23 protein-coding genes are annotated in these 21,879 nt (G+C 72.3%); 5 read left to right on the forward strand and 18 right to left on the reverse strand.

Features of this window, described 5'->3' with window-relative positions:
* Nucleotides 1-74: 74 nt before the first annotated feature.
* Nucleotides 75-755, forward strand: coding sequence for a biotin transporter BioY (locus AOM02_RS02085; protein ID WP_062296126.1), 681 nt, complete (start codon nt 75-77; stop codon nt 753-755).
* 6 nt (nt 756-761) lie between these two features.
* Here the strand turns inward: AOM02_RS02085 and AOM02_RS02090 are convergent, their stop codons facing one another.
* Nucleotides 762-1,574, reverse strand: coding sequence for an alpha/beta fold hydrolase (locus AOM02_RS02090; RefSeq protein WP_062296128.1), 813 nt, complete (start codon nt 1,572-1,574; stop codon nt 762-764).
* Nucleotides 1,575-1,668: 94 nt separating this feature from the next.
* Between AOM02_RS02090 and AOM02_RS02095 the strand changes: the two genes are divergently transcribed.
* Both AOM02_RS02095 and AOM02_RS02100 read left to right on the forward strand, forming a co-directional pair.
* Nucleotides 1,669-2,376, forward strand: a complete 708-nt coding sequence (locus AOM02_RS02095; protein WP_062296130.1) for an energy-coupling factor ABC transporter ATP-binding protein — start codon at nt 1,669-1,671, stop codon at nt 2,374-2,376.
* Nucleotides 2,373-3,122, forward strand: a complete 750-nt coding sequence (locus AOM02_RS02100; RefSeq protein ID WP_062296132.1) for an energy-coupling factor transporter transmembrane component T family protein — start codon at nt 2,373-2,375, stop codon at nt 3,120-3,122. Before AOM02_RS02095 ends, AOM02_RS02100 begins: the two co-directional genes overlap by 4 nt.
* On the opposite strand, the gene AOM02_RS02105 is transcribed toward AOM02_RS02100, so the two are convergent.
* The 12 genes from AOM02_RS02105 to AOM02_RS02160 form a co-directional block, all read right to left on the reverse strand.
* Complete coding sequence (locus tag AOM02_RS02105; RefSeq protein WP_062296134.1) at nt 3,119-3,661, reverse strand: DUF1697 domain-containing protein; 543 nt, start codon at nt 3,659-3,661, stop codon at nt 3,119-3,121. The two genes, AOM02_RS02100 and AOM02_RS02105, sit on opposite strands and share 4 nt — an antisense overlap.
* A 4-nt stretch (nt 3,662-3,665) precedes the next feature.
* A complete protein-coding gene (locus tag AOM02_RS02110; protein WP_062296136.1) occupies nt 3,666-4,232 on the reverse strand; it encodes an NADPH-dependent FMN reductase in 567 nt (188 codons plus the stop codon).
* Nucleotides 4,233-4,340: 108 nt separating this feature from the next.
* The gene (locus tag AOM02_RS02115) at nt 4,341-5,441 is read right to left on the reverse strand and encodes a tetratricopeptide repeat protein (RefSeq protein ID WP_062296138.1); all 1,101 of its coding nucleotides are present in this window, start codon (nt 5,439-5,441) and stop codon (nt 4,341-4,343) included.
* Nucleotides 5,441-6,661, reverse strand: a complete 1,221-nt coding sequence (locus AOM02_RS02120; RefSeq protein ID WP_062296140.1) for an ATP-binding protein — start codon at nt 6,659-6,661, stop codon at nt 5,441-5,443. Before AOM02_RS02120 ends, AOM02_RS02115 begins: the two co-directional genes overlap by 1 nt.
* A gap of 194 nt (nt 6,662-6,855) precedes the next feature.
* Nucleotides 6,856-7,185: a metal-sulfur cluster assembly factor gene (locus AOM02_RS02125; protein ID WP_062296142.1), complete on the reverse strand. Its 330-nt coding sequence runs from the start codon at nt 7,183-7,185 to the stop codon at nt 6,856-6,858.
* Nucleotides 7,182-7,667, reverse strand: coding sequence for a Fe-S cluster assembly sulfur transfer protein SufU (gene sufU / locus AOM02_RS02130; protein ID WP_062296145.1), 486 nt, complete (start codon nt 7,665-7,667; stop codon nt 7,182-7,184). The genes AOM02_RS02125 and sufU overlap by 4 nt, the downstream gene beginning before the upstream one ends.
* Complete coding sequence (locus tag AOM02_RS02135; RefSeq protein ID WP_062296147.1) at nt 7,664-8,935, reverse strand: aminotransferase class V-fold PLP-dependent enzyme; 1,272 nt, start codon at nt 8,933-8,935, stop codon at nt 7,664-7,666. Before AOM02_RS02135 ends, sufU begins: the two co-directional genes overlap by 4 nt.
* Nucleotides 8,936-8,937: 2 nt before the next feature.
* Nucleotides 8,938-9,693 (reverse strand): Fe-S cluster assembly ATPase SufC, encoded by a 756-nt coding sequence (gene sufC / locus AOM02_RS02140; protein WP_062296149.1) that lies wholly within the window; start codon nt 9,691-9,693, stop codon nt 8,938-8,940.
* Nucleotides 9,690-10,046, reverse strand: coding sequence for a non-heme iron oxygenase ferredoxin subunit (locus tag AOM02_RS02145; protein WP_062296151.1), 357 nt, complete (start codon nt 10,044-10,046; stop codon nt 9,690-9,692). The genes sufC and AOM02_RS02145 overlap by 4 nt, the downstream gene beginning before the upstream one ends.
* Nucleotides 10,039-11,226 carry a Fe-S cluster assembly protein SufD gene (sufD, locus tag AOM02_RS02150; RefSeq protein WP_062296153.1) on the reverse strand — a complete coding sequence of 396 codons (1,188 nt, stop codon included), beginning with the start codon at nt 11,224-11,226 and terminating at the stop codon, nt 10,039-10,041. Before sufD ends, AOM02_RS02145 begins: the two co-directional genes overlap by 8 nt.
* Nucleotides 11,223-12,650, reverse strand: coding sequence for a Fe-S cluster assembly protein SufB (gene sufB / locus AOM02_RS02155; protein WP_062296155.1), 1,428 nt, complete (start codon nt 12,648-12,650; stop codon nt 11,223-11,225). The genes sufD and sufB overlap by 4 nt, the downstream gene beginning before the upstream one ends.
* 2 nt (nt 12,651-12,652) lie before the next feature.
* Nucleotides 12,653-13,303, reverse strand: a complete 651-nt coding sequence (locus tag AOM02_RS02160; protein ID WP_062296157.1) for a helix-turn-helix transcriptional regulator — start codon at nt 13,301-13,303, stop codon at nt 12,653-12,655.
* A 242-nt stretch (nt 13,304-13,545) separates the two neighbouring features.
* On the opposite strand from AOM02_RS02160, the gene AOM02_RS02165 reads away from it, so the two are divergent.
* Nucleotides 13,546-14,472, forward strand: a complete 927-nt coding sequence (locus AOM02_RS02165) for a COX15/CtaA family protein (protein WP_082104814.1) — start codon at nt 13,546-13,548, stop codon at nt 14,470-14,472.
* Between the two features lies 1 nt (nt 14,473).
* Nucleotides 14,474-15,697, forward strand: a complete 1,224-nt coding sequence (ilvA, locus tag AOM02_RS02170) for a threonine ammonia-lyase (protein WP_062296160.1) — start codon at nt 14,474-14,476, stop codon at nt 15,695-15,697.
* A gap of 134 nt (nt 15,698-15,831) precedes the next feature.
* On the opposite strand, the gene AOM02_RS02175 is transcribed toward ilvA, so the two are convergent.
* The 5 genes from AOM02_RS02175 to recN are packed head-to-tail and all read right to left on the reverse strand — an operon-like array spanning nt 15,832 to nt 21,878.
* A complete protein-coding gene (locus tag AOM02_RS02175; RefSeq protein ID WP_062296162.1) occupies nt 15,832-16,458 on the reverse strand; it encodes an NUDIX domain-containing protein in 627 nt (208 codons plus the stop codon).
* Nucleotides 16,458-18,146 (reverse strand): CTP synthase, encoded by a 1,689-nt coding sequence (gene pyrG, locus AOM02_RS02180; protein WP_062296164.1) that lies wholly within the window; start codon nt 18,144-18,146, stop codon nt 16,458-16,460. The genes AOM02_RS02175 and pyrG overlap by 1 nt, the downstream gene beginning before the upstream one ends.
* 38 nt (nt 18,147-18,184) lie before the next feature.
* On the reverse strand, nt 18,185-19,063 hold the full coding sequence (locus AOM02_RS02185; protein ID WP_062296166.1) for a copper transporter: 879 nt from the start codon (nt 19,061-19,063) through the stop codon (nt 18,185-18,187).
* On the reverse strand, nt 19,060-20,190 hold the full coding sequence (gene steA / locus AOM02_RS02190; RefSeq protein WP_062296168.1) for a putative cytokinetic ring protein SteA: 1,131 nt from the start codon (nt 20,188-20,190) through the stop codon (nt 19,060-19,062). The genes AOM02_RS02185 and steA overlap by 4 nt, the downstream gene beginning before the upstream one ends.
* A 5-nt stretch (nt 20,191-20,195) precedes the next feature.
* Nucleotides 20,196-21,878, reverse strand: a complete 1,683-nt coding sequence (gene recN, locus AOM02_RS02195; protein WP_062296170.1) for a DNA repair protein RecN — start codon at nt 21,876-21,878, stop codon at nt 20,196-20,198.
* Between the last annotated feature and the right edge of the window lies 1 nt (nt 21,879).

Raw genomic sequence — 21,879 nt, forward strand, 5'->3', positions numbered from 1 at the left:
CCTCCACAGAACCCGGACCAGGGGACTTGGCGCGCGGGTAGGGTGACCGGCGTCCATTATCCCAGGGGGTCCCCATGGCTCGGAACCGCGGCCTCACCGGCCAGTCCATCGCGCTCGTCGCCGTCTTCGCCGGCCTCATCGCCGCCTCGACGCTCGTGCCCGAGGTCACGCTCATCGGAGGCGTGCCGCTCACGCTGCAGACGTTCGCGATCGTGCTGACCGGCCTGCTGCTCGGACCGTGGCGCGCACTCGCCGCGGTCTCGCTCTACCTGGTGCTCGGCCTCGTGGGCGCGCCGATCTTCGCCAACGGCGCCGCGGGCCTGGTCGTGCTGACCGGCCCGACGGGCGGCTACCTCATCGGCTTCGTGCTCGCCGCGACCGTCATCGGCGCGCTCGCGCAGCTCCTGGCCCGCCGGGGCGTCCTCGCGCGCCGCGGCACCGCGACGGCCTCCCTCATCGGCATCGGCCTGCTGTCGATCCCGCTGGTCTACGCGGTCGGCGTGCCGTGGCTCGTGTGGCGCACCGGAATGCCGATGCTGCCCACCGGCTGCTCGTCGATCACCGACATCGACTGCGTGTCGGGCCTGACCGTCGGCGTCCTGCCGTTCATCCCGGGCGACATCCTCAAGGTGGTCGTGGCGGGCATCGTCGCCGCCGCCATCCACCGCGCCTACCCGGGCCTGCTCGGCTCGGCGCGCCGCGCATCGTCCCGCGTCACGGACCCGGAGGACGAGGCCGCTCGCGCCACCGCGTAGCCGGCCTCATGCCGTCAGGAAGCCGGACGTCACCGCGACGTAGTCCTCGGGATGGCTGACATGCGGCACGTGGCCGGCGCTGTCAAAGGTGTGCAGGCGCGCGTGCGGCAGCGCCTCGGCGAGGACGTCGCAGATCGCGACGTACATCGGCGGCGTCTCGCCTCCGTAGGTCAACAGCAGCGGCCGGTCCAGCGACAGGAAGGGCTCGACGTCCATGCCGAGGACGGTGTCGGGGTCGCGGAGGTCGGCGAGGAAGGCCGGGGCGTGCTGCACGAACCGTGCCCGCGCCTCGGGCGGGAGCGACGCCCAGGTGCCGGGCCCGATCGCGGTGTCGACGAACAGCGCGGCCCCGCGCTCGTCCTCGCCGTCCTCGAGGAGGGCACGCACGGCCGCGTAGGCCTCCATCACGTTCGCGAGGACCTCGGCGTGCTCGTCACGGCCGGCGAGCGCGCCGAGCAGCGGCGGCTCGTGGGCGGCGACCCGCCGCACCAGCTCGGGACGCTCGACCGCGAGCGCCATGGCGACGACCGCCCCGTACGAGAAGCTCGCCACGTGCACCGGCCCCAGGTCGATCCTCTCGACGAGCTCGGCCAGGTCCGCGACGTCGCCGCGCACCGAGCGCTCCCCCGTCCCCGCCCCGCTGAGCCCGTGCGCGCGGCGGTCGTAGGCGACCACCCGGAACCTCGCGGCGAGTCCGGGCAGCGACTGCTCCCACGTGAGGGACTCGGTGAACCCGCCGTGGATCAGCACGAGCGGCTCGCCGTCGCCCGCCAGCTCGTAGTGCAGGTCCGTCCCGTCGCGCAGCGTGATCTCGGCCATGCGTGCCCCCCCCGTGGCTCCCTCCGATCGTCGCAGACGCGGCGGCGCGGCGGGCGATTTCGGCCCCGGAAGCGCACCGCTTACCCTTGACCCCATGATCGAGTTCAAGGACGCGGCCGTCGTCGCGCCCGATTCCGGGGTGCCGATCCTCGAGCCGACGACCCTCACGCTCACCGAGGACCGCATCAGCATCATCGGCGCCAACGGCTCCGGGAAGTCGACCCTCGCGCGTCTCATCAACGGCCTCGTGCTGCCCGTCGAGGGCTCGGTCGAGGTCGACGGCCTCGACACGCAGCGCCACGGCGCCCAGGTGCGGCGCAAGGTGGGCTACCTCTTCACCGACCCGTCCGCGCAGCTCATCATGCCGACGGCCATCGAGGACGTCGCGCTGTCGCTGCGCCGGCTCATCAAGAACCGCAAGGAGCGCGACGACGCGGCCATGTCGGCGTTGCGCGAGATCGGCCTCGCCGCGAAGGCGGACGTGTCCGTGAACGCGCTGTCGGGCGGCCAGCGGCAGCTCCTCGCGCTCGCGGGCGTGCTCGCGTGCACGCCGTCGATCGTGGTCGCCGACGAGCCGACCACGCTCCTCGACCTGCGCTGGCGCGCCCACGTGGGCGCGCTGCTCCGCTCGCTCCCCCTCCAGGTCATCGAGGTCACCCACGACCTCGACTCCGCCTCGCGCGCCGAGCGCACGCTGGTGGTGGACCTCGGCCGCGTCGTCTTCGACGGCGACCCCAAGGAGGCCGTCGCGGTGTACCGCGACCTCATGTTCGGACGCGCGAGCCAGGGCGCCACCGCGTGATCTCCCTGCTGGGCATCTACCGGCCGAAGCGCACGGCGCTGCACCTCGCGCCGGTGTGGTTCAAGATGCTCCTGCTCGTGGGGGTGTCGATCACCTCGATCGCGGTGTCCGACCCCGTCACCAGCATCGGCATCACGGCCGCGTGCCTGCTGCTGCTCGCGTCGACGCTGCCGCCGCTCAAGGCGACGCTCAAGGGCATGGGCGCGATCATCCTGATCGCGGCCCTCACCACCGTCTTCCAGGTGCTGCGCGGCGACTACGTCCGTGCCCTCGACCTCGCCGGCGACATCGTGTCCGTCGCGGCCCTCGCGCTCGCGGTCTCGAGCTCGACCTCGATGGGCGCGATGCTCGACTTCGTCACCACCCTCGCGCGCCCGCTGCGCTGGCTCCTGCCGCCGGAGAGCATCGGCGTGATGGTGTCGCTCACCCTGCGCGCCATCCCCGAGGCCGCCCAGATCCTCACCGAGTCACGGGTCGCGGCGCGGGCCCGCGGCATGGACCGCTCCCCGCGCGCGATCCTCATCCCCTCGGCCTCCCGCACGGTCGGCTTCGCGCTCCAGCTGGGCCAGGCGCTGCACGCGCGCGGCATCGCCGAGCACGGCCGGGCCGCGCGCATCGAACCACGCCAGGTGACGGAGGACGATGCGCCGCCTCCCGTGCTCGCCGAGCCGCCGGTGCGCGAGATGCCGCGCACCGAGGAGGAGGCGCCCGTGCGCCCCGGGTCCCGCCGCGAGCGCCGCCGCTAGCCCTCGTCGAGCATCCCGACGAGCCGCGTGGTCGTCGCCCAGTTGCGGATGGTCATGTCCTGGTAGACGGGCCTGCTCATCACGCGCGACATGCGGCTCTTCGTGCGCTGCGCGCTGAGCCGCCGGAAGTACACGACGCCCTCCCCCGCCCAGCCCGCGTCGACGCCCTCGCGCATGCTGAACTCGCCGAGCGCCTCCACCGCGTCCACCCCCGGCCGCAGGAACGCGACGTCGGAGTGGTACGTGTCCGGCTCCGTGCCGAAGCCCTCGGGCGCATCGTCCACCGCCGCGCGCATCGTCGCCGCCGACACCGCGACCACGATCGTGTCGACGTCGAACTCCTCGGCGAGGACGGCGACCATGAGGTCGGCGACGCCGGCCTCGTCGAGCGCGGGGGTGTCGAGCAGGACGTTGCCCGACTGGATGTAGGTGCGTGCGGGTACGTCCCGTGCCGCGAGCACCTCCCGCAGGCGGGCCATCGGCACGGGGTTCTTGCCGCCGACGTTGATGCCGCGGATCAGCGCGACGTGCGAGGTCATGGGCTCAGCCCCGCGGGAGGACGGTGAGCACGCGCACGATGTGCTCGCGGAACTCCTGCATGAAGGACGCCAGGAACGCCTCGATCTTCGGGTCGGTCACCTCGCCGTCCTCGGTCACGAGGCCCGGTGTGAAGGTGATGTAGGCCTCGGGCGCGGTCATCTGGCGCGCGTTGCAGAAGCTCAGCACGGCGCGCAGGCTCTGCTGGCCGACCGCGGTACCGATGCGCCCGGGCGAGGCGCCGATGACAGCGGCGGGCAGGTGGTGGAACGAGTTCTGGCGGGACGGCCGGGACGCCCAGTCGAGGGCGTTCTTGAGCCCGCCCGGGATGGACCGGTTGTACTCCGGGGTGACGAACAGCACCGCGTCCGCGGCGGCGATCGCCTCCTTGAGCGCGACGGCGGCGGGCGGGAAGTCGGCGTCGTAGTCGGGGCTGTAGAGCGGCAGGTCGCCGATCGGGATCTCGACGAACTCGAGGTCGTCCGGGGCGAGCCGGATGAGCGCCTTGCTCAGAAGCCGGTTGATCGAGCGGGACGACAGGCTGCCGATGAAGTATCCGACCGTGTAGACCATGGATGGGGCTCCTGGGGATCGCGGGACGGGGCCTCGACCATCGTCACCCTGTCCGGTGGCATCCGCAACGTGATCCGTGGTGGGCGAGTCACGGCTACGACGCGTGCCTCAGCGCATCACGGACGCGCGGAGACGCTCGAGCCACCGCGCAGCGACCGCAACGTGCTTGGGATAGGGGCCCGTCCACATCACCGCGAACGCCACGAAGGTGCAGAGACCGAACGCGACCAGGCCGAGCGCCAATTTGAACGATCTGCCGTCGCCAGGCGGGGCGAAAGCCGCCCAGAGGGCCAGCGGAATGCTGATCACTCCGGCCGTCGCAAGCCAACCCAGCGCGTAGTTTCGATGGTCGCGGGCGAGAGCACGGTGGACGTCGTCGGGCAAGGTGCGCGTGCCTGTGAACCGGCGGTACACGAAGAAGCCGCCGACCAGGACGAAGAATGCCGCGAGGATGGCCGTGGCGGCCATGGGGTCCATCCACGTCGCATTCCTGGCAGCGCTCACCACGATCGTGGCACGGAGGATCAACCACGCGCTGATACCGATCGCCGGCACTCCGAGCCTTCCCAGCGACCGGCGGATCGAGCTGTCTGTCGGCGAGGCACGGGCAGCCGCAAGGTACATCTCTCCGGCCTCATGAGGGCGACCGGTCGCCTTGAGGATGTCTGCGAGCAATGCCGCGGCGTCAGACATCTGGGGATCGAGCCGCAAGGCCTCGCGAAGGAGCGGCAATGCCTTCGGATACTTCCGGAGGGACGCATGCACGGCGCCGGCCGTGTAGTGCGCCAGGGCCGAATCCGGGTGGCGGTCGAGGAGCATGTCAGCGGTGACGACCGCCTGCTTCCTAGTGCTCCGCATCTGGATCTGGCAGATGGCGAGCACATGGAGGCATTCGAGCTGATCCGGTGCGAGCCGGACCGCCTCCTCGGCGGCGCTCAGCGCGCCCGCCTTGTTGCCCGCGCCGAGCAGGACAAGAGCATGCAAGCGATGTCCCCACTCGTCGTGGGGTCGCAACTCGATGGCGCGCTTGGCGGACTGCAGAGCGTGCTGGTGGTCACCTTCGGCGAGGAGCGCCTGGGTCTGCAGGCACCAGGCCTCAGGGGCGGTCGCGTTGTCAGCCATGGCGGGTGCGAGCGCCTCGATCGCGGCGCCATTGCGGCCGACGGCGATCAGGCTACGCGCCTGTTCGAGTGCTGCCCACGCGCTCATCAGAGCATCCGGCGCTTCTTCATGTAGGCGGCGAGCTCGTCGTACCGACCTCCCTGGTTGGAGAAGGTCACAACGTTGCGCGCGTCCTCGAGCCAGCTCGAGGTCGAGGGGCGGATGTGCTTGATCGCGCCCGCGAAGTCCGCCATCGTGATCATCCGTACCGTGCCGGTGGCGATCGAGTCCTCCAGCGCCAGCTCCGCTGCGCTGTCGCACAGGTGGGCCAGGTCGGCGCCGGAGAAGTGATCGGTCATCCGAACGATCTTGGGCACGTCGATCGACTCCAGCGGCCGGTCCCTCAGGTGGTACTCGAGGATCGAGCGGCGGGCCTCAGTGTCGGGCGGTCCTACCAGCAGCGTCCGGTCCAGGCGTCCCGGTCGCAGAAGCGCAGGGTCGATGTCCCACGGATGGTTGGTCGCGGCGAGGACGAAGACGCCCTCATTGTTCGACCTGACCGAATCCATCTCCGAGAGGAGCTGGTTGACAGTGCCCCGCATGGCCGGGTTCGCACTCAGGTTGGATCGCTTCTGCCCCAACGCATCGATCTCGTCGAGGAAGAGGACGCAGGGCGCGTTCGCGCGCGCTGTCTCGAAGACCTCCCGCAGATTGCGTTCGCTGGCCCCGAGCCACATGTCGAGCACGTCGGCGAGGGAGACGGCGTAGAACTTCGCGCCCAGCTCCCCGGCGATCGCCCTGGCGAGGAAGGTCTTCCCGCAGCCCGGCGGGCCGTACAGCAGCAGCCCTCCGTGGAGGCTACGACCGTACAGTTTGCCCAGCTCGGGATTCCGCATGGGGGTCAGCAAAGCGAGGTCGAGACGGCGCTTGACGTCCGCCATGCCCCCCACGTCGTCGAGCCGGATATCGGAGTCCACCGCATCCGCGTCGCCCGCGCGGTCGTCGCCGTCGATGTCCTCGGACCCCGTCACGAAGACCGGCGGCACGAGATCGGCCACCTCTCCTTCCCGTGCGCTCCAGTCGAACTCCGCCTCCCGCGCCGACACCGGACGCCGAAGCGCCTCCGTCGCCGTGGACAGGAGCCGCAGGGCGTCCGCGTTGTCCGGATCCAACGCGAGGACCTCGGCGCAGAGGCCCGCGGCCCTGGCCGGCGCGTCGTGGTCGAGCATCACCGAGGCGACGTGAAGCCGGAGAGGCACGTCGTGCGGGCTCGCCTCGAGCGCTGCCATCAGGCTGGATACGAACGGCGGCCACGCTTCGTCGGGCATTCGAACTCCTCCGGTTACTTGCCGCGAGCCAAAGTACCAGGCGTCGAGGGAGAGACGGCCGAGGCGAGCTCTGTGACGCGTCGCACCACAGTCCGGCGCTGTTCCGTCCGCGTGGGCCCGACCCCGCGGCGCCCCCAACAACGCCGAGAGCCTCCCTCCCCGTCAGGGGAAGGAGGCTCTCGTGACGATGCGGCTCAGACGTTGAAGCCGAGCGCCCTCAGCTGCTCGCGGCCGTCGTCGGTGATCTTGTCCGGGCCCCACGGCGGCATCCACACCCAGTTGATGCGGAAGCCGTCGACCAGGCCGGCGAGGGCCTGCGACGTCTGGTCCTCGATCACGTCGGTCAGCGGGCACGCCGCGGACGTCAGCGTCATGTCGATCACCGCGTGGCGGTTCTCGTCGAGCATGACGCCGTAGACGAGGCCGAGGTCGACGACGTTGATGCCGAGCTCGGGGTCGATGACGTCGCGCAGCGCCTCCTCGACGTCAGCGGCGTTGGCAGGAGCCTTGGTCTCCTCGGTCATGCCTCTCCTCCTTCGACGGCGGCACCGGACGATGCGGTGCGCGCCTGGATGAGCGCGTCCCTGAAGGCCATCCAGCCCAGCAGGGCGCACTTGATGCGTGCAGGATACTTGCCCACCCCGACGAACGCGGTCGCGTCGCCCAGCAGGTCCTCGCGCTCCTCGTCGAGGTGCTCGCCCTTCGACTGCATGAGCGCGCGGAACGCCTCGTAGATCTCGTCGGCGGTGTCGAGGGACTCGCCCTCGACCAGCTCGGACAGGACCGAGATCGAGGCCTGGGAGATCGAGCAGCCGTGGCCCTCCCACGCGATGGCCGCGACGGTGTCGCCGTCGACGCCCACGCGCATCGTGACCTCGTCGCCGCAGGTGGGGTTGACCTGGTGCGACTCACCGCGGCCGGCCGCGGTGAGGTCGACGAGGCCGCGGCCGTGGCCCTCGCGGGCGTGGTCCATGATGACCTGCTGGTACATCGCCTCAAGGCTCATACGGTGACTCCGAAGAACTCGCGGACTCCCGCCAGCGCCTCGACGAAGGCGTGGGCGTCGTCCTCGGTGGTGTAGACGTGGGCCGAGGCGCGGGTCGAGCCCGTCAGCCCCAGACGCCGGTGCAGCGGCTGCGCGCAGTGGTGACCGACGCGCGCGGCGATGCCGCGATCGTCGAGCACCTGCCCGACGTCGTGCGTGTGGACCCCCTCGACGGCGACCGCGGCGAGGCCGAGGACGTCGAAGCGCGTGGGATCGCCGACCGGGCCGATGAGCCGCACGCCGGGCAGCGCCGCGGCCCCCTCGCGCAGGATCTGCGCGATGCGGGCCTCGTGGCGGGCGACGTTCTCCATCCCGAGGTCCATGAGGTACCGCGCCGCGGCGCCCATCCCGACCGCCTGCGCGACGGGCTGGGTGCCGGGCTCGAAGCGCGTGGGCGCGTCGAGCCACGTCGTGGTCTCCATGGTGACGATCGCGATCGCCCCGCCGCCGAAGACCGACGGCGGCAGCGCGTCGAGCAACTCCTTGCGGCCCCACAGCGCGCCCACCCCGGTGGGCCCGAGCATCTTGTGCCCGGAGAACGCCATAAGGTCCACGCCGAGCTGGGCGACGTCGACGGGGATGTGCGGCACCGACTGGCAGCCGTCGAGCACGGCGAGCGCGCCGACCTCGTGCGCGCGGCGCACGATCGGCTCGACGTCCGTGATGACGCCCGTGACGTTGCTCGCGTGCGTGAACGCGACGACCTTGGTGGCCTCGGTGATGATCTCGGACAGGCCGTCCAGGATCAGCTCCCCCGCATCGTCCACCGGGATCCACGCGAGCTCGGCGCCCGTGCGGGCGGCGAGCTGCTGCCACGGGATGAGGTTGGCGTGGTGCTCGAGCTCCGTGACGACGATGCGGTCGCCGGGGCCGACGCGGAAGCGCTCGGCCTCGGCGCCGCCGGCGCCGAGCGACGCCTGCAGCATGCCGTTCGCGACCAGGTTGAGCGCCGCGGTCGCCCCGGACGTCCACACGACCTCGTCGGCCGATGCGCCGATCAGCTCGGCGACGGACGCCCGCGCGGTCTCGAACGCATCGGTCGCCTCCTCCGCGAGCAGGTGCGCGCCGCGCGCGACGGCACCGTTGTGCTCACGGGAGAAGGCGGCCTCGGCCTCGAGCACGGCGAGCGGCCGCTGCGCGGTCGCGCCGGAGTCGAGGTACACGAGCGGCCTCCCGTTCCTCACCGTGCGGGTGAGGATCGGGAAGTCGCCGCGCAGGTCGGGGAGCATGCTCAGGCGTTCGCCAGGTAGCGGTCGTAGCCCTCGGCCTCGAGACGCTCGGCGAGCTCGGGGCCGCCCTGCTCGGCCACACGGCCGTTGACGAACACGTGCACGAAGTCCGGCTTGATGTAGCGGAGGATGCGCGTGTAGTGCGTGATGAGCATGACGCCCAGGCCGGTGTTCTCCTTGGCGCGGTTGACGCCCTCGGAGACGATGCGCAGCGCGTCGACGTCGAGGCCCGAGTCGGTCTCGTCGAGGATCGAGATCTTGGGCTGGAGGAGCTCCATCTGGAGGATCTCGTGGCGCTTCTTCTCACCGCCCGAGAAGCCCTCGTTGACGCCGCGCTCACCGAACGACGGGTCCATGCGCAGGTTCTCCATCGCGCCCTTGACCTCCTTGACCCACGTGCGGAGCTTGGGGGCCTCGCCGTCGATCGCGGTCTTCGCGGTGCGGAGGAAGTTCGACACGGACACGCCGGGCACCTCGACCGGGTACTGCATCGCGAGGAACAGGCCCGCCTTGGCGCGCTCGTCGACGCTCATCTCGAGGACGTCCTCGCCGTCGAGCGTGACCGAGCCCTCGGTGATCTCGTACTTGGGGTGGCCGGCGATCGAGTAGGCGAGCGTCGACTTGCCCGAGCCGTTCGGGCCCATGATGGCGTGGGTCTCACCGGAGTTGATGGTGAGGTCGACGCCCTTGAGGATCTCCTTCGTCCCCTCGGGGGTCTCGACGGTGACGTGGAGGTTGCGGATCTCCAGGGTGCTCATGCGTTCTCCTTCAGGGAATTCTTGGGGGCGTCGACGTCGACGAGCACACGCTCGCCGTCGACGCGGGTCGGGTAGGTCTTCACGGGGGTGATGGCGGGGAGCTCGTCGGGCTCGCCGGTACGGACGTCGAAGCGCGAGCCATGGGCCCAGCACTCGACGTGGCAGCCGTCGACGTCGCCCTCGGAGAGGGACACCTCTCCATGGGTGCAGAGGTCGTCGATCGCGTAGAAGTCGCCGTCATCCGCGCGCACGATCGCGACGGGGATGTCGGAACCGTCCGCGAGCGTGAGCTCCGCGAGCATCGCGGAGCCCGGCTCGAGGTCGGCGACCATGCACGCGAGCTGCTCACTCATGCTCGAGCTCCTCCTCGACGTGAGCGATCTCGAGGTCGATCTGGCGCATGAGGGACTCCTCGACCGCGGGCACGCCGATCTCGTGGATGAGGTCGGCGAAGAAGCCGCGGACCACGAGCTTGCGGGCCTGCTCCTCCGAGATGCCGCGCGAGCGCAGGTAGAACATCTGCTCCTCGTCGAAGCGGCCGGTCGCGGACGCGTGGCCCGCGCCCTCGATCTCGCCGGTCTCGATCTCGAGGTTCGGGACCGAGTCCGCGCGCGCGCCGTCCGTGAGGACGAGGTTGCGGTTGAGCTCGTACGTGTCGGTGCCCTCGGCCGCGGCGCGGATGAGGACGTCGCCGATCCACACCGAGTGGGCCGTCTTGCCCGCGAGCGCACCCTTGTAGGTGACGCGCGACGTGCACTTCGGGACGGCGTGGTCGACGAAGAGCTGGTGCTCCTGGTGCTGGCCCGAGTCCGCGAAGTAGAGGCCGAACAGGTCGACGCTCGCGCCCTCGCCCGCGAACGCGGCCGAGGTGTTGAGGCGCACGACCTTGCCGCCGAGCGTCACGACCGTGCCGCGCAGGCGCGCGTCGCGGCCGAGGCGTGCGAGCACCTCGCCGGCGTGGATCGCGTCCTCGTCCCACTGCTGCAGCAGCACGAGGTTGAGGCCCGCGTTGTCCTTGAGGTCGATCGAGACGAGCTCGGAGTAGCGCGCGGTGCCGGTGCGGTTGATGACCACGGTCGCCTCGGCGCTCTGGCCGAGCTCGACGAGCAGGTGGCCGCGCACGTCGCCGCCGACGCCGTTGAGGTCGATGGTGATGGGCTCCTCGACCACGGTGTTCGCCGCGATCGTGAGCGCCATCGCGCCGCCGGCGTGCTTGACGGCGATGGCCGACGCGCGGTCGCCGGGCTCGCGCACGGTGCGCTCGCGCGCCTCGTCCGCGGGCACCTCCGCGAGCGTCACGCCAGCGGGCAGCTCGCTGGTGGTCCACTCGAGGTGGCCGTCGGCCGCCTCGTCCGCGAACAGCGGCCGGAGGTCGCGCACCGGCGAGAAGCGCCAGTTCTCCTCGCGGCCCGTCGGCACGGGGAAGGCGTCGACGTCGAAGGAGACGACGCGGTCCGCGCGCGACTTGTCGGGGATGACGCCGTGCGAGTGCGCGGTGTCAGCGGTGGCCTGGGTGTGATCGGTGACGGTCAACCGACGGATCCTTCCATCTGGAGCTCGATGAGGCGGTTGAGCTCGAGCGCGTACTCCATGGGCAGCTCGCGCGCGATGGGCTCGACGAACCCGCGCACGATCATGGCCATGGCCTCCGACTCCTCGAGGCCTCGGGACATGAGGTAGAACAGCTGGTCCTCGGACACCTTCGAGACGGAGGCCTCGTGGCCCATGTGGACGTCGTCCTCGCGGACGTCGACGTACGGGTAGGTGTCGGACCGCGAGATCTGGTCGACGAGCAGGGCGTCGCACAGCACGTTCGACTTCGAGTTCTTGGCACCCTCGAGGACCTGGACCAGGCCGCGGTACGAGGTGCGGCCGCCGCCACGGGCGACGGACTTCGAGATGATCGAGGACGACGTGTTGGGGGCGGCGTGCACCATCTTGGCGCCGGCGTCCTGGTGCTGGCCCTCGCCCGCGAAGGCGATCGACAGGGTCTCGCCACGGGCGTGCTCGCCGAGCATGAAGATCGCCGGGTACTTCATGGTGACCTTCGAGCCGATGTTGCCGTCGACCCACTCCATGGTGGCGCCCTCGGCCGCGGTCGCGCGCTTGGTGACGAGGTTGTACACGTTGTTCGACCAGTTCTGGATGGTCGTGTAGCGCACGCGGGCGTTCTTCTTCACGATGATCTCGACGACGGCCGAGTGCAGCGAGTCGCTCGAGTAGATCGGCGCGGTGCAGCCCTCGACGTAGTGCACGTACGAGCCCTCGTCCGCGATGATCAGCGTGCGCTCGAACTGGCCCATGTTCTCCGTGTTGATGCGGAAGTAGGCCTGGAGCGGGATCTCCACGTGGACACCCGGCGGGACGTAGACGAACGAGCCGCCCGACCACACGGCCGTGTTGAGCGCCGCGAACTTGTTGTCGCCGGTGGGGATGACGGTGCCGAAGTACTCCTCGAACAGCTCCGGGTGCTCCTTGAGCGCGGTGTCGGTGTCGAGGAAGATGACGCCCTGCTCCTCCAGGTCCTCGCGGATCTGGTGGTAGACGACCTCGGACTCGTACTGCGCGGCGACGCCCGCGACGAGGCGCTGCTTCTCCGCCTCCGGGATGCCGAGCTTGTCGTACGTCTCCTTGATGTCCTCGGGCAGGTCCTCCCACGAGGTCGCCTGCTTCTCGGTGGAGCGCACGAAGTACTTGATGTTGTCGAAGTCGATGCCGGTGAGGTCGGAGCCCCAGTTCGGCAGCGGCTTCTTGCCGAAGAGCTTCAGGCCCTTGAGACGCGTCTCCAGCATCCACTCGGGCTCGTTCTTCAGCGCCGAGATCTCACGGACGACGTCCTCGTTGAGGCCGCGCTTGGCAAGCGCGCCGGCCTCATCCGAGTCGTGCCATCCGAACTGGTAGTTGCCGATCGAGGCGATGGCCTCGTCCTGCGTCATGGGCTCGGTCGGAGCACTCATGCTCATCCTTCCTTACGGGTGGGGGTGGCGAGCGGGATCGTGGTGGTGCAGACATGCGCGCCGCCCGCGAGGGTCGACAGCCGCTGCACGTGCACGTCGAGGATCCTCGAGAACGCGCGGGCCTCGGCCTCGCACCACTCGGGGGTCCTCTCCGCGATGGACTGGACGGGGCAATGCCCCTGGCACAGCTGGACGGTGATGCCGCCGGGGCCCGGGCGGACCGAGGCGGCGAAGCCGCGCTCGCCGAGCGCGGCGGCGAGATCGTCGACCTTGCGCGCCAGGGGCGCGTCGGGGTCGACGCACGACGACACGGCGTCCTCGAGCTCCTTGGCCTTGGCCTCGACGAAGGCCTCGAGACCGCCGGAGTCGCGCAGCGCGGACATCGCGTCGACGGCGACGTCCCGGTACGCGGAGGCGAGGGCCCGCTGGCCCTCGTTGGTGGCGACGAACGAGCGCGCGGGGCGGCCGCGGCCGCGCACCTGCTGGCCCGGGGGCTCGTGGTCGACGATGTAGCCCGAGTCCTCGAGCGAGGACAGGTGGCGTCGCACGCCGGCCGGCGTGACGCCGAGCTCGGTCGCCAGCGCGGCGGCCGTGATGGGGCCCGCGGTGGCGATGAGGCTGAGGACTCGATCGCGCGTGGTGTCGGCGTGCATCCGGGCTCCTCTCGTGCTGTCGTGCCGCGGGCAGCATCGGCCGCGGGTCAATTAAGAAACATTTTGATTCATTAAATTCTAGCCCGCAAGCAAGGGGTGCCTAACCACCTTCGGGGCGCGCGGGGACGATGCGGGGCACCCCTTCCACAACGCGCGCGACCGCGGTTCTGTGCCCGCCGGGCCCGTGCATCGTGCCCGCCCGGGCGACCGGGGCATCGTGCCCGCGCGCCTAGGATTGTCGCGTGTCGAGCACCACCGAGCAGAACCCGTCCGCCCCCTCCCCCGCGCCCACCGGCCGCGGCTACCGCATCGCGCGCGGCCTCACGCTGGCCAACATCGCGACGCAGGCGGGCATCATCGTCACCGGCGGCGCGGTCCGCCTCACCGGTTCGGGCCTCGGCTGCTCGACCTGGCCGCAGTGCGAGCCCGGCGAGTTCACGCCGACGCTGCACGAGGCGACGTCGATCCACCCGTACATCGAGTTCGGCAACCGCACGCTGACCTTCCTGCTGCTCGTCGTCGCGGTCGCCATGGCCGTGGCGGTGTGGCGCACGCGCCCCGAGCTCAAGTGGTGGGGCCTCGTTCCGGCGCTCGGCGTCGTAGGCCAGGCCGTCCTGGGCGGCATCACGGTGCTCGTCGAGCTCCACCCCCTGGTGGTGGCGCCCCACATGCTGCTGAGCCTCGCGCTCGTCTGGTACTCCGTCCGCTTCGCGCTCCGCTATCGCGGTGCGCGCGGCCGCATCGGCGGTCCGCTGAAGGTCGAGCGGTGGGTCTCCGCCGGGCTGCTCGTCGTGCTGCTCGTCATCGGCGCGCTCACCACGGGCGCCGGCCCGCACTCCGGCGACGCCGACGCGACGGAGCGCCTCGCGCTCGACCCCGTGATGGTCGCGAAGGCGCACGCGATGACCGTGTGGGCCTTCGTGGCCCTGCTCGCGTGGATCGGCTGGCGGATCCGCCGCGACCGCAGCGCGGGCGCGCGCGACGAGGCGCGCCTGTCGTACTGGGTGCTCGTGGGCGTGACGCTCGCGCAGGGCCTCATCGGCTACGTCCAGTACTTCCTCGGCCTGCCCGCGCTGATCGTCGGCTTCCACCTGTTCGGCGCGGCCGTGCTCACCGCCGCGCACTCGGCCTTCTTCCGGCTCACCGCGCGCGAGACCGTGGAGGCCTGACATGGCCGAGGTGACGCTCGCGCACGTCGAGGACGCCGCGCGGGTGCTCGCCGGCGTCGCGCAGCACACGCCGGTCGACCAGGCCACGCTGCTCACCGACCTGCTGGGCGTGCCGACGCACATGAAGCTCGAGAACCTCCAGCGCACGGGCTCGTTCAAGCTGCGCGGCGCGACCTACCGCCTGTCGCGCCTGACGCCCGAGGAGCGCGCCCGCGGCGTGGTCGCGGCCTCCGCTGGCAACCACGCGCAGGGCGTGGCCTTCGCGGCGCAGCAGCTGGGCGTCGACGCGACCATCTTCATGCCGCTCGGCGCGCCCGTGCCCAAGCTCCTCGCGACCAAGGGCTACGGCGCCACGGTCGCCACCGACGGCGCGACCGTCGAGGAGTGCCTCGCGCTCGCCGCGGAGCACGCCGAGCGCACCGGCGCGGTGATGATCCACCCGTTCGACCACCCCGACGTGATCGCGGGCCAGGGCACGATCGGCCTCGAGATCCTCGCCGACGTGCCCGACGTGCAGACGATCGTCGTGCCCATCGGCGGCGGCGGCCTCATCGCGGGCGTCGCGGTGGCCGCGAAGGCCGTGGCCGCGCTCCAGGGCCGCGAGATCCGCATCGTGGGCGTGCAGGCGTCCGCCACCGCGGCCTTCCCGCCGTCGCTCGAGGCCGGGCACCCGGTCACGATCGAGCGCGGCGGCACCATCGCGGACGGGATCGCGGTGGTCCGGCCCGGCGAGCACACCTTCCCGATCGTGCAGGAGCTGGTCGACGAGGTCGTCACGGTCGACGAGGACCTCCTCGCGCGCGCCGTCCTCACGCTGCTCGAGCGCACCAAGCTCGTCGTGGAGCCCGCGGGCGCGGCCTCCGTCGCCGCGATCCTCGGCGGGCTCATCGCGCCGACCGGGCCCACCGTGGCGCTCCTCTCGGGCGGCAACATCGACCCGCTGCTGCTCCAGCGCATCGTCGCCCACGGCCTGGTCGCCTCGGGCCGCTACATGACGCTGCGGATCCCGCTGCCCGACCGCCCGGGCCAGCTCGCGCGCGTCGCGGAGCTGCTCGCGGGCGTGGGCGCCAACGTCATCGAGGTGCTGCACACGCGCCACGACCTCGGCCTCACGCTCAACGACGTGGTGCTGCAGGTCAGCGTGGAGACGCGCGGGCCCAACCACCAGGGCGAGGTGCTCGAGGCGCTCCGCGCGGCGGGGTTCGCCCCCACGGTCGCCAGCTAGCGCCCCGCGGTACGCGCGCTCCTCCACACAGTTCCGGCGCTGATCCACCGAGACGCGTCATGTGACCGGGCACATGCCCTGAATCACGGTTCGAGGGCGCTCCCGTGTGTGGAGGAGCGTCCGCGCGGCGACGGTCAGTCGAGCAGCGACGGCGGGCGGCGCCACGGCGCATCGGCCGGGCGCAGCGTCTGCCACCCCGACCGGCGCGCCCCGTCGAGCGCGAGCGCGCCCACGACGAGCGACGGGCTCTGCGCCACGCCGGCCCAGACGGAGGCGAGGATCTCGTCGAGCGGGACCCAGCGGCCCTCCATGTCCCGCTCCTCCTCGTGACGCTCGAAGCGCTCGGCCTCGGGCACCGCGGTGATGTCGCGGGCGAGGAACATGCGGATGCCCTCGGACGAGCCGCCGGGCGACGTCAGGAAGTCGACGAGCGTGTCCCACCGGCCGGCCCGCAAGTCCGCCTCCTCGAACAGCTCGCGCGCGGCCGCCTCGACGGGCGGCTCGTCGCGCAGGTCGAGGAGGCCGGCGGGCGGCTCCCAGGTCTCGGCGCGCACCGCGTGGCGGTACTGCCGGACCAGGAAGACCCGCTCGGCCTCGTCCATGGCCATGACGCCCACGGCGCCCGTGTGGTGGATGTAGTCCCGCTGGACCTGGCCGGACTCCCCCAGGTCGACGCGGTCGGTGCGCACGTCCCACACCTTGCCCTGGTAGGCGAGGCGCGACTCGACGACCGGCCGTCCGCCGGGGACGTCCTCGATCATCAGACGGTCGCGGCGTCCGCGGGGGCCGAGGCCTCCTCCTGGCGGGCGATCGCCGCGCCGATGAGGCCCGCGAACAGCGGGTGCGCCTTGGTCGGGCGCGACAGGAACTCGGGGTGCGCCTGCGTCGACACGTAGTACGGGTGGGTGTCGCGCGGGAGCTCGACGAACTCGACGAGCGAGCGGTCGGGGCTCTCGCCCGAGACGACCAGGCCGGCCTCCTCGAGCTGCGCGCGGTACGCGTTGTTGACCTCGTAGCGGTGACGGTGACGCTCGCCCACGGTCGTGGCGCCGTACGTCTCGGCGACCACCGAGCCCTCCTTGAGGAGCGCGGGGTACTCGCCCAGGCGCATCGTGCCGCCCAGGTCGCCCTTGCCCTCGACGATCTCGAGCTGCTCCTCCATGGTGGCGACCACGGGGTGGTGCGTGTCGGGGTCGAACTCGGAGCTCGAGGCGCCCTCGAGGCCGAGCACGTTGCGGGCGTACTCCATCACCATCGTCTGGAGGCCGAGGCAGATGCCGAGCGTGGGCACCTTGTTCTCGCGGGCCCAGCGCAGCGCGCCGATCTTGCCGTCCACGCCGCGCACGCCGAAGCCGCCCGGCACGAGCACGGCGTCGACGCCGCCGAGGGCCTCCTGGGCGCCCTGCGGGGTCTGGCAGCGGTCGGACGCGACCCAGCGGATGCGGACGCGCGTGTTGTGGTGGAAGCCGCCGGCGCGCAGCGCCTCGGTCACCGACAGGTACGCGTCGGGCAGGTCGATGTACTTGCCGACCAGCGCGATCTCCGCCTCCTTGGCGGGCTTGTGCACGCGCTTGAGGACGTCGTTCCAGGCGCCCCACTCGACGTCGTGGAACGGCAGGTCGAGGCGGCGCACCACGTAGGCGTCCAGGCCCTCGGCGTGCAGCACCTTGGGGATGTCGTAGATGCTCGGCGCGTCGACCGCGTTGACCACGGCGGCGGGCTCGACGTCGCACATGAGCGCGACCTTGTTCTTGACCGACGTGGGCACCTCGCGGTCGGAGCGCAGCACGAGCGCGTCGGGCTGGATGCCGATCGAGCGCAGCGCGGCCACGGAGTGCTGGGTGGGCTTGGTCTTCTGCTCGCCCGAGGGGCCGATGTACGGCACCAGCGAGACGTGGAGGAAGAAGACGTTGTCGCGGCCCACGTCGTGGCGGACCTGGCGCGCGGCCTCGAGGAACGGCTGCGACTCGATGTCGCCGACGGTGCCGCCGATCTCGGTGATGATCACGTCGACGTTCGGGCCGGCCTGCTGACGCATGCGGCGCTTGATCTCGTCGGTGATGTGCGGGATCACCTGGACGGTGTCGCCCAGGTACTCGCCGCGGCGCTCCTTGGCGATGACCTGCGAGTACACCTGGCCCGTGGTGACGTTCGACGCCGCGGAGAGCTCCACGTCGAGGAAGCGCTCGTAGTGGCCGATGTCCAGGTCGGTCTCGGCGCCGTCGTCGGTGACGAAGACCTCGCCGTGCTGGAAGGGGTTCATGGTGCCCGGATCCACGTTGAGGTAGGGATCGAGCTTCTGCATCGTCACGCGCAGGCCGCGCGAGCGGAGAAGGCGACCGAGGCTCGAGGCCGTCAGTCCCTTCCCGAGGGAGGACACGACGCCTCCGGTGACGAAGATCTGACGGGTGACATGGTCCGTGCCGGACGAGAATCGCGTTCGCTCCACGGGCTTCAACTCTAACAGCCGAGAGTCCCGGGTGCGTCCTAGGAAACGCCCAGAACTGCGGGGACGTCGCCGTCGCCGTAGTGCGGGAGGATCCCGGCGAGCGTCTCGGACACGGTCGCGACGGCCGTCACCGAGCCCAGCGTCCAGTCGGACGATGCGACGGTCGCCACATCGTCACGCCTGGTCTGGGCGGTGATGGCGGCGGGAGCACCGACCACCGTGACCGGCGCGTCGTAGGCCGCGAAGGCGTCCGCCAGCGCGGCCGTCGCGTCCTTCCGGCCGGCGACCAGAAGAATCGCGTCCGCGCGCGTCGCGGCGTCGCCCTCGGCGAGATCCGCCTGCGCGAGGAGGTCCCACAGCACCGCGCCGCGGTCCGTGCCGGCGTCGCCGACGTCGCCCCTGTCGGCGCCGGTGGGCGCCGTGCCGGTGGCCCCCTGCACGAAGGCGTGCGCCAGGACGGCGGCGGGATCCGCGGTGTCGACGCCGACCAGCGAGGAGGAGACCTGCTCGGCGAGGGCGGCGCGGAACTCGGAGGTGGCGTCGTCGTCCCACGCGTCGCCGAGAGCGACCGCGCCGGCCTCCTCGGCGCCGGCGAGGGGCAGGCGGGACTCGAGCGCCTCCACGACGTCGGCCGGGGCGCCGGGCGCCGCGACCACGACGACCGCGGTGCCGGGCAGCAGGTCGATGAGCAGCGTGGGCGCGGTGGTGTCGACGTAGCCGGCAGCGGTCGCGGCGCGCGTCTCGGCGTCGTCGGCGCGCTCCTGCTGCGACGCGACCTCGGCTTCGAGCGTGTCGATGCGGTCGCCGGTCTCGCCGAGCAGGGCCGCGCGCAGCGGTCCGGAGCCGAGCACGACGCCGGTGGCGAGGACCGCGATGCCGGCGGCGGTCGAGACGAGCCGGGTGCGCGCGTCGCTCATCGCCCGCCGCCCACCGTGTCGGACAGCCACTGCCAGGCCGAGGCCAGCGCATCGTGCCCCTCGGGGGTGCCCCACGCGGCGAGCACGAGCGCGCCGGCCGCCAGGCCGAGCGCGCCCCACGCCGTCCACGCGCTGTAGCGGTGGCGGTAGAGCGCGGGCAGCGCGCCCGCGTCGACCACGCTGCCGCTCGCGACCAGGCGTGACAGCAGCGCGCCCGCACCCGCGGTCGAGCGGTCCTCGACGTAGTCGAGCAGCCCGTCGCGGGCGCCGGCGACGACGACCACCGAGGCGCCCGCGGCGTGCGCCGCGAGGAGCGCCACGTCCTCGCTCGCGAGGCGCGCCTCGCACGCGTCGTGGCTCAGGCCGATCGCCTGCGCGCGGGCGACGCCCGCGTCGCGGCCCACCGGGTCGTGGACGATCACCTGGGCGGCGCGCCGCAGCACGTCCTCGCCCACGGCGGCGATGTCGCCGAGCACGATGCGCGGCATCAGGCCGGCGGCCCTCGCGGCGTCCGCCCCCTCGCCCACGCCGATGACGACGGGGCGGCGCTCGCGCGCGAAGCGGGCAAGCACCTCGTCGCCGCCGGTGAAGCGGGGCGTGACGACCACGACGGGGCGGCCGTCGACGGGCAGGCGCAGCTCGGGCAGGCCGATGCCGTCGAGCAGCAGGTCGGCGTCCCGGTTGAGCAGGTCGAGCGCGGTCGCGGTGTACGACGCGACGTGCACATGGAGGTCCTCGTCGGCGACGCGGATGCGGTGCTCGACGTCCTCGAGGCTGAGGCGCGTGCCGTCGTCGAGGACCCGGGAGCCGGCGGCGACCCGCGCCCCGTCGACCGTCACGGCGGCGCCGTCGCGGATCGCGAGGACCTCGGAGCCGGCGGACTCGACGACCGGGATGCCCGCCTCGAGCAGCACCAGCGCACCGGTGGTGGGCAGGCGGCCCGACAGGCACGGCTGGGCGTTGACGACGGCGGCCGGGCGGCGCGCGGCGAGGGCCGCGGCGGCGCGCTTGTCGAGGTCGAGCGCGTCCACGATCGCGACGTCCCCGGGCTGCAGGCGACGCGCCAGCGCGAGCGGCGACGAGTCGACCCGCGCGGGGCCCGAGACGGCGGTGATGGCGGCGGTCATGGCGGCTATGGTGCCACGCGCGAGGCCTCCAGCAGCTCACGTGCGTGGGCGAGTGCGGTCTTCGATCCCTCGTGGCCCGACAGGAGGCGCGCGAGCTCCTCGACGCGGTCCTCCCCCGCCACCTCGTGGACCTGCGACCGCGTGACGCTGCCGTCGGTCGCCTTGGCCACGACGACGTGCCGGTCGGCGTGCGCCGCGACCTGCGCGAGGTGCGTGACGACGAGCACCTGGTGCGTGCGCGCGAGCTCGGCGAGCCGGCGCCCCACGGCGATCGCGGCCTTGCCGCCCACGCCCGCGTCGACCTCGTCGAACACGAACGTGTGGCCGGGCGTGACCGCGTGCCGGGCGAGCGACACCTCGATCGCGAGCATGATGCGCGACAGCTCGCCGCCGGACGCGGCCTGCGCGACGGGACGATGCGGGGCGCCGGGGTGCGAGGCGAGGGTCATCTCGACCTCGTCGGCGCCGGTCGCGCGCGGCTCGACCGCGCGCAGACCCACGAGGAAGTGGGCGTCGGGCATCGCGAGTCCGTCGAGCTCGGCGTCGACGTCGGCGGAGAGCCGCTCGGCGGCCGCGCGGCGGCTCGCGGACAGCTCCGCGGCGGCGCGCTCGACCTCGGCGTGCGCGGCCGCCTCGGCCTCGCGGCGTGCCGCGAGGGTCTCGTCCCACGTGTCGTCCTGGAGCACGGCCTCGGCGGCGCGGTCGCGGTAGGCGAGGACGCCGTCGAGGTCCGCGCCGATGCGCCGCATGAGCGCGTTGAGGTCCGCGCGGCGGGCCTGGAGCTGCTCGAGGCGGGCGGGGTCGGCGTCCATCCGGTCGAGGTACGACGCGAGCTCGTGCGCGATGTCCGCCGCGGAGTAGGCGACGTCCGCGAGCCGCCTCTCGAGCTCCTCGAGCGCGGGGTCGTGGCGCGCGGCGTCGCCGAGGGCGCGCCGGGCGGCGTCGGCGGCGACCACGAGCGTGATCTCGGCCTCGCCGTCGATGGCCTCGCGGGCCCCCGCGACGCCGGCGCGCACCGCCTCGGAGTGCTGGAGCACCTCGAGCTGCGCGGCCAGGGCGGCGTCCTCTCCCGGCTCGGGGGCGACCGCGTCGATCGCGTCGAGGTCGTCGCGCATGCGGGCCGCCTCGAGCCGCGCCGCCTCGGCGCCGGACTCCATCTCCTCGAGCCGCGTCCGGGCCTCGCGCCACGCCTCCCATGCGGCGGCGTACGCGGCGAGCAACGCATCGTGCCCCGCGAAGCCGTCGAGGATCGCGCGCTGCTCGGCTGTGGACCGCAGGCGGGCCTGGTCGCTCTGGCCGTGCACGGTGACCCAGTGCTCGGCGACCTCGGCGAGGACGGCCTGCGGGACGGTGCGGCCGCCCACGACGGTGCGGGAGCGGGTGGTGGCGCCGACGGTGCGCGCGACGATGACGGTGCCGTCGTCGTCGACGGTCGCGCCGGCCTCCTCGAGGCGCTCGGCGGGCCACGAGCCCGGGGCGACGTCGACCACGGCCTCGGCGAGCGCCGCATCGGCCCCGGTGCGGACCGTCGCGGGCACGCTTCGCGAGCCCGTGATGAGGCCCAGGCCGGTCAGCACCATGGTCTTGCCGGCGCCGGTCTCGCCGGTCACGCACGTGAGGCCGGGTCCGAGGTCGACGCGGGCGGACTCGATCACGCCCAGGTTCTCGATGGCGAGCTCGTGGAGCACG

This window comes from Demequina maris (assembly GCF_000971155.1).
GTDB classification, from domain to species: Bacteria; Actinomycetota; Actinomycetes; order Actinomycetales; family Demequinaceae; genus Demequina; species Demequina maris.